This is a genomic window from Plantactinospora sp. CNZ320, assembly GCF_002846275.1.
The window spans coordinates 5,711,291-5,724,409 of sequence record NZ_PJMP01000001.1 but is presented as its reverse complement, the minus strand read 5'-3'; the positions used below and the strand labels follow the sequence as shown (position 1 = coordinate 5,724,409).

Here is a 13,119-nt window from a genome sequence, read left to right as displayed (position 1 = left end):
TCCCGGCGGGGATCGCCGGGAGGCATCGTGCTGCGGTACGCCAGCGGAGCTACTTCGCGGTGGCCGGGGCGGGAGCCTCGCTGTGCAGGTCCTTGAGCACCGAGTCCGGCACCGGCTTGTCGAGCATCTCGCAGACCGAGGCTTCGGTCGCGGCCGTCATCACCCGGTAGTAGTGCTCCCAGCCGGGGTTCGGCGCGGCGTCGAAGGGCTCGCCGGTGGCGACGCTGACCACGGTACGCCGGCCGTCGACCGTGGCCAGGGCGACGCTGTGGTGCCCGAGGGTGTCACCGCCGTGGCCCCACACCGTGCCGCACGCCGAGTCGACCCGGATCACCCCGAGGCCGTAGCCACCCTTCATGCCGAAGCCCTCCGGCAGTTCGACGGTGGCCTTCATCTGGTTGAGCTGCGCCTTCGAGAAGAGCTTCCCCTGAAGTACGGCGGAGAAGAACCGGGCGAGGTCGTCGGTGTTGGAGATGACGGCTCCAGCCGCACCGCCCCAGCCGCCGATCGGCCAGCCGGTGGTGTCGACGTAGACCGGCTCCGGGCCGGCGTACTCGATCCCGTAACCGTGGGCGTAGCCCGGTCCGGTCTGCACCGCTCGCGGGTTGGCGTAGTAGGTGTGCTTCAGGCCGAGCGGTCCGGCGATGCGCTGCTGCACCAGTGCCGCCAGGCTCTTGCCGGTCAGCTTCTCCAGGATCATGCCGAGCAGGGTGTAGTTGGTGTTGGAGTAGGACCAGTCCTTGCCCGGCGGGAAGTTCGGGTCGTGCTTGAACGCCACGGCGAGCAGTTCCCGGTCGGTCCAGAGCCGCTGCGGGTCGCTCGCCAGTCCGGCCATGAAATCACTGTCGGCGGTGTAGCTGTACAGCCCGCTGGTGTGGTTGAGCAGCATTCGTACGGTGATGTTCCTGCCGTTCGGAACGACACCCGGCAGGTACCGCGAGACCGGTGCGTCGAGCTTGAGCTGTCCCCGGTCCACCAGTTGCAGGATGAGTACGGCGGTGAAGGTCTTGGTGTTGCTGCCGGCCTCGAACTGGTCGCGTGCGGCCATGGGGCGCTTGGTCTCGATGTCCGCCAGCCCGACTGCCGTACGGCTGACCCGCTGGTCCTTGCCGATCCGGGAGGCGAATCCGGGCGGGCCGGCCGCCAGCACGCTACGGCCGACGTCCTCCATCACGTCGTTCCTGCCGGGCCAACCCGGCCCGCCGGGCTTACCGGGCTTGCCCGGCTTGCCGATGGTCGTCGCCGCCGGGCGCTCGTCAGCCGCCACCGCAACGGCGGTGCCGGCACCGGTCGCGGTCAGCGCGGCCGCGGCGGCTACCGCGATCGCCGTCATTGCGACCAGTCGGGCTTTCCTGCCGGTGCTGTTCTGCGTCGTCGTCATGCGTCGATCCTGTCGAGCTTCCCCGGCAGAATCATTGCCGCCAACTAATCAATCCACGTGCAGGCTCTGATACCGACAAGGTAGTGCCAGCCCTACCTCGCCCACTTCAGAGAGCTGGCTCTGTCCTCGTAAAAGATCATTTCAGAAGATGTACCAACCAGTCACGATGCGACAAAAAACAGCCATAACGGCCTGAACCGGCTACCGTTGACGTAGAAAGCGTCACACCCAACCGCTACCCTGATCGCACCCAACAGCGGGATACCTTGGGGAGGTCCCGCGGGAGGTGGACACTACGATGGCCAACGTCTACGACGTCGCCGCCTACATCCTCGCCAAGCAGGGCGAGATGTCGTCGATGAAGCTCCAGAAGCTCGTGTACTACTCGCAGGCATGGCACCTCGTCTGGGACGACAAACCGCTGTTCCCGGAGCAGATCCAGGCATGGGCAAATGGGCCCGTCGTCTACGACCTGTACGTCCTCCACCGGGGCCAGTTCTCTGTCTCCGAGCTGCCGCGCGGCAACCCAGCCAACCTCGCGCAGCCGGAACGCGAGACGATCGACGCCGTGCTACACGCCTACGGGCACCTCGACGGCCGGAAGCTCAGTCACCTGACGCACGGGGAGGACCCGTGGGCGCATGCCCGGCGTGGCCTGCCGGCGACCGCTCGATCGAGCGTCGAGATCACGCCTGAGGCGATGCAGATGTACTACTCGACAATCGACACCGCTGAGGAAGCTGTCCCCGTGGAGGACATCAGCTGGGATGAGTGGGCAAGCGACAGCGGCGCTGAGCGGTAACCACCTGTGTCGCCGAGGAAGAGCCCGAAAACTGTCGCGGCTGCCCTGCAGAAGGCCGCAGGCGAACGGCAACCGAAGACGGTTGTCCGGCCCCAGGGCAACGATCGAAAGCTGACCTTTTCGTTCCAGTACGTCGATCGTGGCTACGACGGGATGTGGTCGTGGCCTCGATCTGACGGAGGCGACGCGCACGAGATCCTGACGTTCCTGTGCGAGGCCAGCCAGTGCACCTGGGGCGAGATCATGGCCCAGATGACCGGGCCGAGCCACAATCGGAAGAAGAAGCACCACGCGTACCCGCTCAGCAGCGTGTGCCCAGCGGCGCAAGCCCGAATTGCAGAGCTCCACCTGGATGAGATCTTCGATGAGCTGTTTCGGTTCCGGATCTCTGGGGAGCGGCGGCTGTGGGGATTCCGCGCCGAGGACGTGTTCCATGTGCTGTGGTGGGATCCCAACCATCAGGTGTACCCGACGGATCGAAACTAGAGTTTCGCGAATCCTGTGAACGAGCCACGCCGACAGCCGAAGACGGCGGAGCCGAACCCTGCTGCCAGCTCGTCACAACGCTCCCGATGATCGTGCCACCGCTGGTCCAGTAGTCGGCATCAGTCCGTCGCTCTACAGTCGATGTCAGCGTTGGAGTCAGGGCCTCCGCAGCCAGGTCTTCGGATCGGTCACGAAGACCCCCTTGCCCTGGTGCCGGTCGATGACGCCGAGTGCCTCAAGGCGGACGTTCACCAGGTTGATCGTCGACGCGCTGGTCCTGTAGAGAGAGCATTGCTCGGCTATGGATGGCAGCCTGTCACCAGGCTTGTACTTCCCTGACCGAACGTCGGCGATGATCTCGTCGGAGATCCGGATGTAATCCGGGGTCGCTGGCATGGCACTCCTCGCGTGGCTCCCCAATCTGATCACGCCCGAGGCGACACCTGCAACAACTCATTGACTTCCTCCAGTTCTTCCAATAACTTTCTCGCGGGCACTCCTCGCGTGGCAGCTGGGAGCGCTCATCCCCCCAGGTCGGGGCGGGTGACGGCAGGAAGGGGACTGCCCGTCCCGACCCCCTCGCAGACGGCCCTGTGGCCGTACCGCCGCTGGTCGAGGCTGCGGTCGCAGGGCGGGTGGCCCGGCTCACGACTCCCGATCGGCGAGCCGGGCCACCCATCCCATCGTCGGAAAGGTGCTCCGCATGCGCAGACTGTTCCGATCCTTCTTCCCGTCCTTCTTCCCGGTGGCAACCTCACCGCCACCGTTCACCCCGGCCGGGCCGCCGAACGCCGGCAACCACTACGCACGCGTCGCGTACCCGCCGTTGACCGCCGGCCAGATCCGCTTCCAGCAGTTTTCCGACTCACGTCGCGGGCTCGATCCAGAGGAGGTGCGGACCTTCCTCTACCGGGTCGCGGACGAGTTCGCCGACGTCCGAGCCGAGCTGGCCCGAACGCGCTCCGAAAACAACCGCATCAAGGGTGCCCTGCGCGCCTGGCAAGCCCACCACCAACGAACCAACCGCCCGTGACCCGGTCGGCCCCGCAAGATTCTTGGCGAGTTCCGGCTCAGCGTGGACCGTAAGTCGCCAAGAATCTTGGGGACTCCCGCCGCGCGGAGGCCGCGCGGAGCTATTCCAGGTTGGTGTTGAGCATGTTGTTCGCGCCGACCAGCAGCTTGCCGCCCCGCAGGTGATCGCTGGCGAGCATCACGTTGTCGCTGATCAGCCAGCGGTCACTGGTGCCGCTGGTGATGATCGGCCGGCCCTGCCGCTTCGGAGTGCCGAGATCGTAGAACTGGTTTCCGACCACCTGGCAGTACGCGGAGTCGTTGCCGCGTACGCCCGCGTCGCCGTTCTCGTGGATGTCCAGCCCGGTGACCCGGCTCCGGGGAGAGGCGTCGAAGCTCGCGCCGTTTGTGGCGTTGCGCCACAGCCGCCCGCCGACGATCTGGGTACCGGTGACCTGCCAGGCGTTCAAACCGCTGCCCGTACCGCCGGCTCCGTTCGTCTCCAGATAGACGTTCTGCATGACGGTACCGTCGGCGCCGCGCCGCAGTTCGACACCGTTGCCCCGGCAACCCCAGACGTGCAGGTTCGTCAGCAGGCATGCTCCGCTGGAGATCCGCATTCCCACCTGGCACTCGCCGATCCAGGTGTTCAGGAACTCGTTGTCGTAGCCGTACGGGCCGACGACGATACCGGTGCCGACGCAGTCGTCGATGTTGATGTCGGTGAGCTTGTTGGCGTGTGCGGAACTGCTCGCGGCCGTACCGACGAACTCGATCGCGTGCGATCCCGAACTGGTCAGGTGCAGCTGGCTGAACATCGATCGGGGCTTGCGGATGGTCAGCAGCACCCCGGAGGTGAGCCTTCCGTGGAACTGGAGGTGGGAGATCCGGTTCCAGCCACCGGTGCTGAGCAGCCTGCCGGTGTAGCCGGCCGAGGGTCGGATGACCGAGGCGCCGATGCTCGCGCCGGTCAGCGAGACGTTGGCCGGCAGGGTCACCTCCGCTCCCAGGCCGAGGATGCCGGGCGGGAGGTGGAGTTCACCGCCCCCGGGCAGCAGCGCGAACGCCGCCGCGAGTTTCGCCGCCTCGTTGCTGCCGTCCAGCAGGCAGCCGACCCGGGGATCCCGCAGGCTCAGCGGCCCCTCGACCACCGTCGCGGCGGCGGCTGCCACTGCCGGGCCGGGCAGCGTGGCCGCCACCGCGGCTCCCGCACCACCGGCGAAGAGCGCCCGCCGGCCGAACTCCGCCCGGGCCGACCGCCCGGCACCGCCCGCGCCCGCCGATCCAGCTCCCTCCGGTACGACCGCACCCGCTCGCTGTCCCGTGCTGTCCGGCTCCACGACGCCTCCCCCGGTTTGCCCCGCTCGCACCGACCGCCCCTGCGGACGCTGCCCGGATCCGGTGCTCGGATCCGGCTGCCCGGGATCCTAGCGAGCGCCCCGGCTTCGACCACTGTGGACCAGCCAGGCCAGGTCCTAGTCGGTGCCGGCCGGGTCGTAGTCGATGCCGGCCGGGTCCTAGTCGGTGCCGGCCGCGTCCGGTGCGGTGCCGGCCGCGTCCGGTGCGGTGCCGGCGGGCGGCTTCGCCAGCCGCTCCAGCCGGGTCCAACCGGCCCAGCCACGTTCACGCATCAGCCTGAGCAGCCGCCGCGCCCGAGGGTCGGATTCGATGGCGAGTGCGTGCATGAGGTCGAACGGCAGGGCGTCACCCAGCACCTCGCCGAGATCGGCCTGACCGGAGGCGTACGCCTGCTCCAGTATTCCGGCCATGAGGTCGGCGACCTCCTCCAGACGCGACTCGTCGCCCGCCTCGGCCGGGTCCCCGTCGACGATCTCCGACAGGAGCCGGTAGAGCTGGACGTGTCGAGGGTCGTCGAGCTGCGCGATCTTTCCGGGCATGAACTCGCGGATGTGATCGGGCCAGCGGGCCCCGAGCAGGATCCACCCGTCCCGCTCACCCTGCACGATCCGCTCCGACACCCCCGCCTCCCGCATCCGATCGAGATAGCCGGTCACCTCCGGCGGAAGTACCAGGCTGTCTCCGGCGGCAAGCTGCGCGATCTGCTTGCGGCTGGTCTCCAGCCGTTCGATCTCGTCGCGCAGTTGGCTGTCGATCCGCTCGACCGCTTCGGTGAAGCTCGACGCGTCGGCTTCGAGCAGTTGACCGATCTGGGCGAGCGGCACGCCGGCGTTGGCGAGGGTACGGATCTTGATGAGCGACACCACCGCCGTCGCGCCGTACCGCCGGTAACCCGAGGAGTCCCGTTCCGGCTCGGGCAGTAGCCCGATCTGGTGATAGTGCCGCACCGTCCGCACCGTGACACCGGCGTACGCCGCCAGTTGGCCGATCGTCAGCATCCCCTGATCCTGCCCCCACCCCGCCCGCGCCGGGTCAGGAAATCCTGCGCCGGTAGGTGATGTTCGCGAAGAGGTACGCGACGAGCAGGATGCCGACGCACCAGGCGAGGGCGATCCAGATGTCGTTGCCGACCGGTTGCCGGGTGAGCAGGTCGCGGATCGTGTTGACGATGGAGGTCACCGGCTGGTGCTCGGCGAAGGCGCGTACCGGGCCGGGCATCGTCTCGGTGGGCACGAATGCCGAGCTGATGAAGGGCAGGAAGATCAGCGGGTACGAGAACGCGCTCGCGCCGTCGATGGACTTCGCGGTGAGTCCCGGGATGACGGCGAGCCAGGTCAGTGCCAGGGTCAGCAGGACCAGGATTCCGACGACCGCGAGCCAGGCCAGCACCCCGGCCCCCGAGCGGAAGCCCATCAGCAGGCCGACGGCGACGACGACCACGAGCGAGATCAGGTTGGCGAGCAGCGAGGTCAGTACGTGTGCCCAGAGCACTCCCGAACGGGCGATCGGCATGGACTGGAATCGCTCGAAGATTCCGCCCTGCATGTCGGTGAAGAGCCGGAACGCGGTGTAGGAGATGCCGGACGCAATGGTGATCAGCAGGATGCCGGGAAGCATGTAGTTGACGTACGAGATCGACCCGGTGTCGATCGCGCCGCCGAAGACGTAGACGAAGAGCAGCATCATGGCGATCGGTGTGATCGCGGTGGTGATGATGGTGTCCATGCTGCGCGTGACGTGGCGCATCGTCCGTCCGGTGAGGACCGCAGTGTCGGCGAGGAAGTGCGTGGCCATTGTCGTGTCCCTACTTTCTGGTCGATCCGGCCGAGCCAGCATTGAGATCCCGGTCGCCGCCGTCGCGGTCGACGCCACCGTCACCGACGACCGCGAAGAAGACGTCTTCGAGGGAGGGCTGCTTCTCGACGTACTCGACCTTGGCTGGCGGCAGCAGTTGCTTCAGCTCGGCCAGGGTGCCGTTGACGATGATCCGGCCCTGGTGGAGGATCGCGATCCGGTCGGCGAGCTGTTCGGCCTCCTCCAGGTACTGCGTGGTGAGCAGTACCGTCGTGCCGCCCTGGGCGAGTTCCCTGACGGCCTGCCAGACCTCGATCCGCGCCTCCGGGTCCAGCCCGGTCGTCGGCTCGTCGAGGAAGATGACTGGCGGGTTCCCGATCAGGCTCATCGCGATGTCGAGCCGGCGGCGCATGCCACCGGAGTACGTCGCCACCCTCCGGCCGCCCGCCTCGGTCAGCGAGAAACGCTTCAGCAGGTCGTCCGCGATCGTGCCCGGGTTCTTGCGGTGCCGCAGCCTGGCGACCAGGACGAGGTTCTCCCGCCCGGTGAGGATCTCGTCGACCGCCGCGAACTGACCGGTCAGGCTGATCGACTCGCGTACCTCGGCGGCCTGGGCCGCGACGTCGAACCCGTTGACCCGGGCGGTTCCGGCGTCGGCCTTCAGCAGCGTACAGAGGATCTTCACCAGGGTCGTCTTGCCGGCCCCGTTCGAGCCGAGCAGGGCGAAGATGCTGCCCTGGGCCACGTCGAGATCCACACCGCGCAGTACCGACAGATCCTTGTACGACTTCTTCAGGCCCTGCACCTGGATGGCGGGCCCTCGGGCCCGATCGGTTGTTGACGGGATGCTCATGCCCGGCAGCATGGCGGGTTGACGTAGCGTCAGGGTCAAGCCCTGACCGCCGAGTTGGTGGTGTCCGACAGGTGACTCAGCAGGTGCAGGGCGAGCAGGGCGAGCCCGAGCAGGCCACTGACGATGACGATCCGCTGGTAGAGACCGGCGAGGTCGACCAGGCCGGGCACCTGAGCGAAGCCGGCGCCGGCCAGGATGTTCCCGGCCAGGGAGACGAGACCGGTCAGTGCGCAATAGCTGGCCCAGCCGTACCGGCGCTGGCCGACGAACCTGCGGGTGAAGACGAAGAAGACGGCGAGCAACGCCGGAAACCCGAACACGGCGCCCCCGTCGTGCAACGCGCCCGAGATGGTGTGCTCGGTCAGCCTGTCCGGAGTTCCGGGCGGATAACCGCTGACCGGGTCGGTGACGAACACACCCGCGTTGAGCAGGACGATCGCCCAGACCCCGATCAGCAGCGGTCCCCAGGTCCCCGCCCTGCCGCCCCGCAGCGTCCGGCGCACCCCGACGGCGAAGGCCAGGGTGAGTAGGCCGCACAACAGGAAGTTGGCCGTCTGGATCCAGCCGTACGGGCCGAGGGCGAGCGAGCTGACCGGATGCCGGAGCTGGTCGTAACCGTCGCGGGTGGCGCCCTGGAGCAGGAACGTCAGGACGAAGAGCGGTCCGGCGATGACGCCGCAGCGCAGAAGAACCCTTGTCGCCCGGCTCGGCCGGGTCGGTGGTGTGGTCGGGGGGACGAGAACGGTGGTGACCATCGCTGACTCCTGTCGGGAATCGCCACTCGGATGCGTGTCAACCTACGTTGACACGCATCGCGTTGTCAACCATGGTTGACAGCCACGGTTGGGTATCGGCCCAGGAACGCAGAGATTTATAGGATCTCCGGGACGTAACCGTTACTGCGCTCCATAAAGCTCGGGAAGACCCAGGGGACCTCGTCGCTGTCGCGGGGGATAGCGATTAGAGAGCGCATCTCCGGCATGCGATTGACGTAACGGTAGACCGTTCAATTGCCTAACAGAGCTGCTCGATTGGGCTGGCCGTTCCCTATACCGATGTGCGGCCGGACGAAGTGAATCACCGCTGGCCAAGGCCACAACCCCCGCCCGAACCGCAAGGCAACGAGACTTTTGTCTCTGCCGGCAGCGGAACCGAGCGACCTGGAGAAACCGGCCCTACGATGGCCACCGGAATGCTTCTGAATCGATCGCAATAAGAGGATTCGCGAATGCTCCGGAATTCTGCTCTGGACAACGGCACGGCGACCGCCGCAATCGCCGAGGAACAGGGCTTCCTCGACCGGGCCACGGCCCGGCGCGACAAACTTGCCGACCACCTGCGGGCCGAACTGTCGGCGGATGCGCTGGACGCGTTGGAGCGGGCGCGGCTGCGGATGCTCCGCGAGCAGTACGAGGAGCTACGTCGGGCAACCGAGGGATTGGTCTTCGGCCGCATCGACGGCCTCGACGGCACCGTGCGACACATCGGCAGGGTCGGCCTCCGCGACGACGAGGACGGCGAGCCGCTGCTGGTGGACTGGCGCGCTCCCGCGGCCCGGCCGTTCTACACCGCGACGGCCGTCGACCCGCAAGGCCTGGCCCGGCGCCGGCACATTCGCACGAGCGGACCAGTTGTGGTCGGCGTGGACGACGAGCCCCTCGACGGGACCATCACGACGGATCTCGTCGGCGAAGGTGCCCTCCTTGCGGCCCTGGACCAGCGGCGCACCGGCCGCATGTCCACGGCGATCTCCACCCTGCAACGCGAACAGGACGACATCATCCGAGCCGAGGCGACTGGCCCGCTTGTCGTCCAGGGCGGTCCCGGCACCGGCAAGACCGTGGTGGCCCTACACCGTGTCGCCTACCTGCTCTTCGCCCACCCGACAATCGCCGAACAGGCGGTCCTGGTCCTCGGCCCTTCCCCCCGGTTCCTCGAGTACATCGGCCAGGTGCTGCCCGCGCTCGGTGAGACCGCGGTCGTCGCGGCGACCTGCGACACCCTGCTGCCCGGGATCAGCGTGGGCCGCGACGAGAACCGGTCGCTCGCCGAGATCAAGGGCCGCGCCCTCTGGCAGCCCGCACTCGAGAACTACGTCGCGTCGCTGCTCCCCCGGGCCCGAGACCTCGCACTGCGCTGGGAGGGCGAGGTCTATGTCATCCCCGCCGCGACGGTGGCACAGGCGCTCGCCGCCGTGCGGGAACGGCCCTACCACCAGGCCCGCCGGGCGTTCGCCGAGCAGCTGCACAACATCCTGACCGACGCCGTCGTCGATCAGCACGAGACGCTGATGAACGAGATGGAGGAGGGCTTCGAGGACATCCTCGCCCGCATCGACCGGAGCATGCACTACGACCCCGGCGCCGCCGCCGGCAGCGACACCGACGGACTGCTCTCCGAGGAAGAAACCGAGAACCTTCGCCAGCGCATCGCGGAGAACGCCACCATCGCCCGTTTCGTCGAGGCCTGGTGGCCCACCCTCGACGCCGAGACCCTGCTGAGCGAATTCCTGACCGACAGTGACCTGCTGGCCCGGTTCGCCCCGCAGCTGTCCGCAGAAGAGATCGCCGCCGTCGCGGCCGAGCCCGCAGCATGGGCATCCAGCGACATTCCCCTGCTCGACGCCGTCGCCGATCTGCTCGGCGACGGCGACGCCCCGCAACAACAAGGCGAGTTCGTTGCCGACCACGCCCGCCGGCAGCGCGGCTGGGTATACGGCCACATCGCCGTCGACGAGGCGCAGGAGCTGTCCGAGATGCAGTGGCACATGGTGTTGCGGCGTTGCCCCAGCCGCTCCATCACCGCGGTCGGCGACATCGACCAGGCGGAGGCGGCGCACCGACACACCAGCTGGGCCCAGGCGGTGCAGGCCGTTCTCGGCAACCGTTGGACCCCCGCAGAACTCACCATCTGCTACCGGACACCGCGCGAGGTCATGGAGCTCACCGAACCGGTCCTGCGGCAAGCCGGCAGCCACAACGCCCCGCCCCGGGCCGTCCGTGCCTCCGGCATCTCACCCTGGGAGCTCACGGTGACGCCCGCCGAGCTCGGCAACGCGGCCGCCGAAGCCGTACGCGAATTGCGCGAACGCTGGCACGGCGGCACGGTCGGCGTCATCGCCCCGGCCAACCGCCTCGCCGGGCTCCACGCCGCGCTGGATGACGACGTGCCGGTGCTGACCGCGACCCAGTCCAAAGGCCTCGAATGGGACGCGACACTCGTCGTCGACCCCAAGGGCATCACCGCCGAACCACGCGGCTGGAACGGCCTCTACGTCGCACTCACCCGCTGCACCCAGGAACTCGGACAGCTCGTGCTCGCGTAGCAATTCGGCGGCCAGCTCGGTGGTGCGACCGAGCCACCAACAGCTGGCTTCGGTCGTGGGAATCGGCGACCAATCCGCAGGCCAACTGCCTCCCTGGCCATTCTCGCGCCAATGCTGAGCCTGGCCATTCTCGCGCCAATGCTGAGCTCCGCGCACCCGGCGCGCGTGGCGGCAAGGCTCCCCGGGACGGATGGCGGCACGGCCGGGCCATAGCCAGGTGAGCGCGATTCGTGCTCGGCTATGGCCCGGGTGCGGGCGGCCCGAGATCAGCTCGTCTGTCGAATGATCGAATCGGTGATTCGCTCGGTGAGCCCTGGGGAGAAGAACGGGTGGTGGCCCATGCCAGGCACGATCTCCAGCTGCGCCCCCGGGATCTGCGCCGCGAGCGCTTCGCCGTGAGCCGGGGGGAACAGCGGGTCATCGCTGCCGTGCAGGACCAAGGTCGGCGCGGTGATCGCGGACAAGGAGGCCCGACGGTCGTCGTCCCAGCGCCGCCCGGCGAGATCGTGATTCGAGGCAGCAGCAATGTTGTTGGCCCGGGCGTAACACTGTTCGACGAACCGCCGTGCGGCAGGCTCGTCAAAAGGTAGGACATCCCCGTTGAGCACTCGCCAGGTCTGCACGTCGGCGTCCATGCACTGCGCCAGCGTCGTCCGGGACGCCCTCGCCGAGGCCATCACGTGGGCGAGAAACCGTGCAGTCGGAGCCGGGAGCTCGCCGGCCGAGGCCGGTTCTCCTGCCATGGCTCGTGCCCAGGCCGGGCCGGGGTTGTTGCCCATCGGAGACGACGCCATCAAGGTCAGCGTGTGCACCCGGGCTGCCTGATGCACGGCAAGCCACTGCCCGATCGCCCCGCCCAGAGATATCCCCACGAGGTGCGCGGCTGTGACGTCGTAACCATCTAGAACGGCGAGCGTGTCGGCTGCCATGTCGGCGAGCGCATACGGATGCGCGGCGAAATCGACGGAATCGGAGCGACCGGTATCGCGGTGATCGAACCGGATCACCTGCCGGCCACTGGTCACCAGCGCCTTCACCAGCTCATCGGGCCAGCCGATGCCCTGGGTAGACGTGCCCATGACCAGCAGAACGGTCGGGTCAGCAGGCCGGCCGAAACGCTGTGCCCACAGCCGCACCCGCCCGGAACCAACAAACTTCTCGTCACCAGTAAGCACACCGGGCACCGTAGCGGTCGCCGGACCAACGACAACGAACTACCGGCTGTAGCCGAAAAGCGAGCTCATGAGATAATGGAGGAAGGCTGAGGGTGCCTGCGAGGCTCGCGCGACGAAGGCCGGTCAACGAAATTTGCCCAGCTCAAGCCCACTGTGGACAGCACAAACGTTCGACGGGTGCCACTGCCTGAGGATCGTCGACCAGCTCGAGAGCAAGCCTTGACGTTGCCGAACGCCCGACATCCCGGTTGCCCTCACGCGATACCCCTACCGTTGAGCACCTTGCCAGCGGGTGAGTCCTGGTAAACCCGCCGCCAGCCGCCTCACTTGTGGTCGACGCACTACTTCGGCAGACGAGCGTATGCAGAGGTGGCTAAAGATCTTGCCTTTGGGCTGCTCTGGAACCCGCAGTGCGACTATGCGTGGGGCGGGGTGGCTCTGTTCACGGTCGGCGTTCGGTCGAACTCGTCGCGGTTGCGGACGATGTCGCCCTGGTGATCACGGACCCAGTGCACGAGTCCATTGACGGCCTCGCTCAGCGAGCGGCCGAGCGGCGTCAGGGCATATTCAACCCTCGGGGGCACTTCCGGGTACGCGGTCCTGGTCACCAGCCCGTCGCGGTTGAGGGCACGCAGCGTCTGGCTGAGCATCCGTTGGGAGACGCCAGCGACCTGCTCGTGCAGCGCGGTGAAGCGCAGCGGGCCGGACGCCAGGACCGTGATGGTCAGCAGCGTCCACTTGTCACCCACCCGCGCCAGCACGTCGCGGACGAGCTCGATCGTCTGGATGCAGTCCGGCGCGACCCCGCGCTGCGCGAGTTCGGTACCAAGGAGGCTTGTCATGCTCTTCTGTTCCTCGCGCGTCAGTAGCTGACTTCAAAGTGCGTATTGGACAGCCGGACTAAATCCGGTGGACGCACGTTTCTTACTAATC

At 67.6% G+C, this 13,119-nt stretch carries 13 protein-coding genes; 4 read left to right on the top strand and 9 right to left on the bottom strand.

Features of this window, described 5'->3' with window-relative positions:
• Positions 1 to 49 precede the first annotated feature (49 nt).
• Positions 50 to 1,381, bottom strand: a complete 1,332-nt coding sequence (locus tag CLT71_RS25575) for a serine hydrolase domain-containing protein (RefSeq protein ID WP_101369349.1) — start codon at positions 1,379 to 1,381, stop codon at positions 50 to 52.
• A gap of 298 nt (positions 1,382 to 1,679) precedes the next feature.
• Here CLT71_RS25575 and CLT71_RS25570 point away from each other — a divergent pair, with 298 nt between their 5' ends.
• Both CLT71_RS25570 and CLT71_RS25565 read left to right on the top strand, forming a co-directional pair.
• A complete protein-coding gene (locus CLT71_RS25570; RefSeq protein WP_101371774.1) occupies positions 1,680 to 2,183 on the top strand; it encodes a type II toxin-antitoxin system antitoxin SocA domain-containing protein in 504 nt (167 codons plus the stop codon).
• 6 nt (positions 2,184 to 2,189) lie between these two features.
• Complete coding sequence (locus CLT71_RS25565) at positions 2,190 to 2,669, top strand: hypothetical protein (RefSeq protein WP_143743614.1); 480 nt, start codon at positions 2,190 to 2,192, stop codon at positions 2,667 to 2,669.
• Between the two features lie 156 nt (positions 2,670 to 2,825).
• Here CLT71_RS25565 and CLT71_RS25560 read toward each other — a convergent pair whose 3' ends face one another.
• Entirely contained in the window at positions 2,826 to 3,065 is a 240-nt protein-coding gene (locus tag CLT71_RS25560; protein WP_101369347.1) for a winged helix-turn-helix domain-containing protein, read from the bottom strand.
• A gap of 307 nt (positions 3,066 to 3,372) precedes the next feature.
• On the opposite strand from CLT71_RS25560, the gene CLT71_RS25555 reads away from it, so the two are divergent.
• A complete protein-coding gene (locus CLT71_RS25555) occupies positions 3,373 to 3,702 on the top strand; it encodes a DivIVA domain-containing protein (protein ID WP_101371773.1) in 330 nt (109 codons plus the stop codon).
• A 100-nt stretch (positions 3,703 to 3,802) separates the two neighbouring features.
• Here CLT71_RS25555 and CLT71_RS25550 read toward each other — a convergent pair whose 3' ends face one another.
• The 5 genes from CLT71_RS25550 to CLT71_RS25530 form a co-directional block, all read right to left on the bottom strand.
• Entirely contained in the window at positions 3,803 to 5,020 is a 1,218-nt protein-coding gene (locus CLT71_RS25550) for a right-handed parallel beta-helix repeat-containing protein (RefSeq protein WP_101369346.1), read from the bottom strand.
• A gap of 177 nt (positions 5,021 to 5,197) precedes the next feature.
• Positions 5,198 to 6,037 (bottom strand): MerR family transcriptional regulator, encoded by an 840-nt coding sequence (locus tag CLT71_RS25545; protein WP_101369345.1) that lies wholly within the window; start codon positions 6,035 to 6,037, stop codon positions 5,198 to 5,200.
• A gap of 34 nt (positions 6,038 to 6,071) precedes the next feature.
• Positions 6,072 to 6,833: an ABC transporter permease gene (locus CLT71_RS25540; protein ID WP_101369344.1), complete on the bottom strand. Its 762-nt coding sequence runs from the start codon at positions 6,831 to 6,833 to the stop codon at positions 6,072 to 6,074.
• Between the two features lie 10 nt (positions 6,834 to 6,843).
• Complete coding sequence (locus CLT71_RS25535) at positions 6,844 to 7,686, bottom strand: ABC transporter ATP-binding protein (protein WP_486483445.1); 843 nt, start codon at positions 7,684 to 7,686, stop codon at positions 6,844 to 6,846.
• A 35-nt stretch (positions 7,687 to 7,721) separates the two neighbouring features.
• Positions 7,722 to 8,441, bottom strand: a complete 720-nt coding sequence (locus tag CLT71_RS25530) for a DUF998 domain-containing protein (RefSeq protein WP_101369342.1) — start codon at positions 8,439 to 8,441, stop codon at positions 7,722 to 7,724.
• 473 nt (positions 8,442 to 8,914) lie between these two features.
• Between CLT71_RS25530 and CLT71_RS25525 the strand changes: the two genes are divergently transcribed.
• Positions 8,915 to 11,011: a UvrD-helicase domain-containing protein gene (locus tag CLT71_RS25525; protein ID WP_101369341.1), complete on the top strand. Its 2,097-nt coding sequence runs from the start codon at positions 8,915 to 8,917 to the stop codon at positions 11,009 to 11,011.
• A gap of 266 nt (positions 11,012 to 11,277) precedes the next feature.
• Here CLT71_RS25525 and CLT71_RS25520 read toward each other — a convergent pair whose 3' ends face one another.
• Both CLT71_RS25520 and CLT71_RS25515 read right to left on the bottom strand, forming a co-directional pair.
• On the bottom strand, positions 11,278 to 12,186 hold the full coding sequence (locus CLT71_RS25520) for an alpha/beta fold hydrolase (RefSeq protein WP_101369340.1): 909 nt from the start codon (positions 12,184 to 12,186) through the stop codon (positions 11,278 to 11,280).
• A 416-nt stretch (positions 12,187 to 12,602) separates the two neighbouring features.
• Positions 12,603 to 13,028, bottom strand: coding sequence for a winged helix-turn-helix transcriptional regulator (locus CLT71_RS25515; protein WP_101369339.1), 426 nt, complete (start codon positions 13,026 to 13,028; stop codon positions 12,603 to 12,605).
• Positions 13,029 to 13,119: the final 91 nt, after the last annotated feature.

Bases quoted from the DNA above. Each gene is read 5' to 3' on its own strand.
- CLT71_RS25540 (WP_101369344.1), bottom strand. From the start codon at position 6,833: ATGGCCACGCACTTCCTCGCCGACACTGCGGTCCTCACCGGACGGACG.
- CLT71_RS25570 (WP_101371774.1), top strand. From the start codon at position 1,680: ATGGCCAACGTCTACGACGTCGCCGCCTACATCCTCGCCAAGCAGGGC.
- CLT71_RS25560 (WP_101369347.1), bottom strand. From the start codon at position 3,065: ATGCCAGCGACCCCGGATTACATCCGGATCTCCGACGAGATCATCGCC.
- CLT71_RS25545 (WP_101369345.1), bottom strand. From the start codon at position 6,037: ATGCTGACGATCGGCCAACTGGCGGCGTACGCCGGTGTCACGGTGCGG.
- CLT71_RS25535 (WP_486483445.1), bottom strand. From the start codon at position 7,686: ATGAGCATCCCGTCAACAACCGATCGGGCCCGAGGGCCCGCCATCCAG.
- CLT71_RS25530 (WP_101369342.1), bottom strand. From the start codon at position 8,441: ATGGTCACCACCGTTCTCGTCCCCCCGACCACACCACCGACCCGGCCG.
- CLT71_RS25525 (WP_101369341.1), top strand. From the start codon at position 8,915: ATGCTCCGGAATTCTGCTCTGGACAACGGCACGGCGACCGCCGCAATC.
- CLT71_RS25555 (WP_101371773.1), top strand. From the start codon at position 3,373: ATGCGCAGACTGTTCCGATCCTTCTTCCCGTCCTTCTTCCCGGTGGCA.
- CLT71_RS25515 (WP_101369339.1), bottom strand. From the start codon at position 13,028: ATGACAAGCCTCCTTGGTACCGAACTCGCGCAGCGCGGGGTCGCGCCG.
- CLT71_RS25575 (WP_101369349.1), bottom strand. From the start codon at position 1,381: ATGACGACGACGCAGAACAGCACCGGCAGGAAAGCCCGACTGGTCGCA.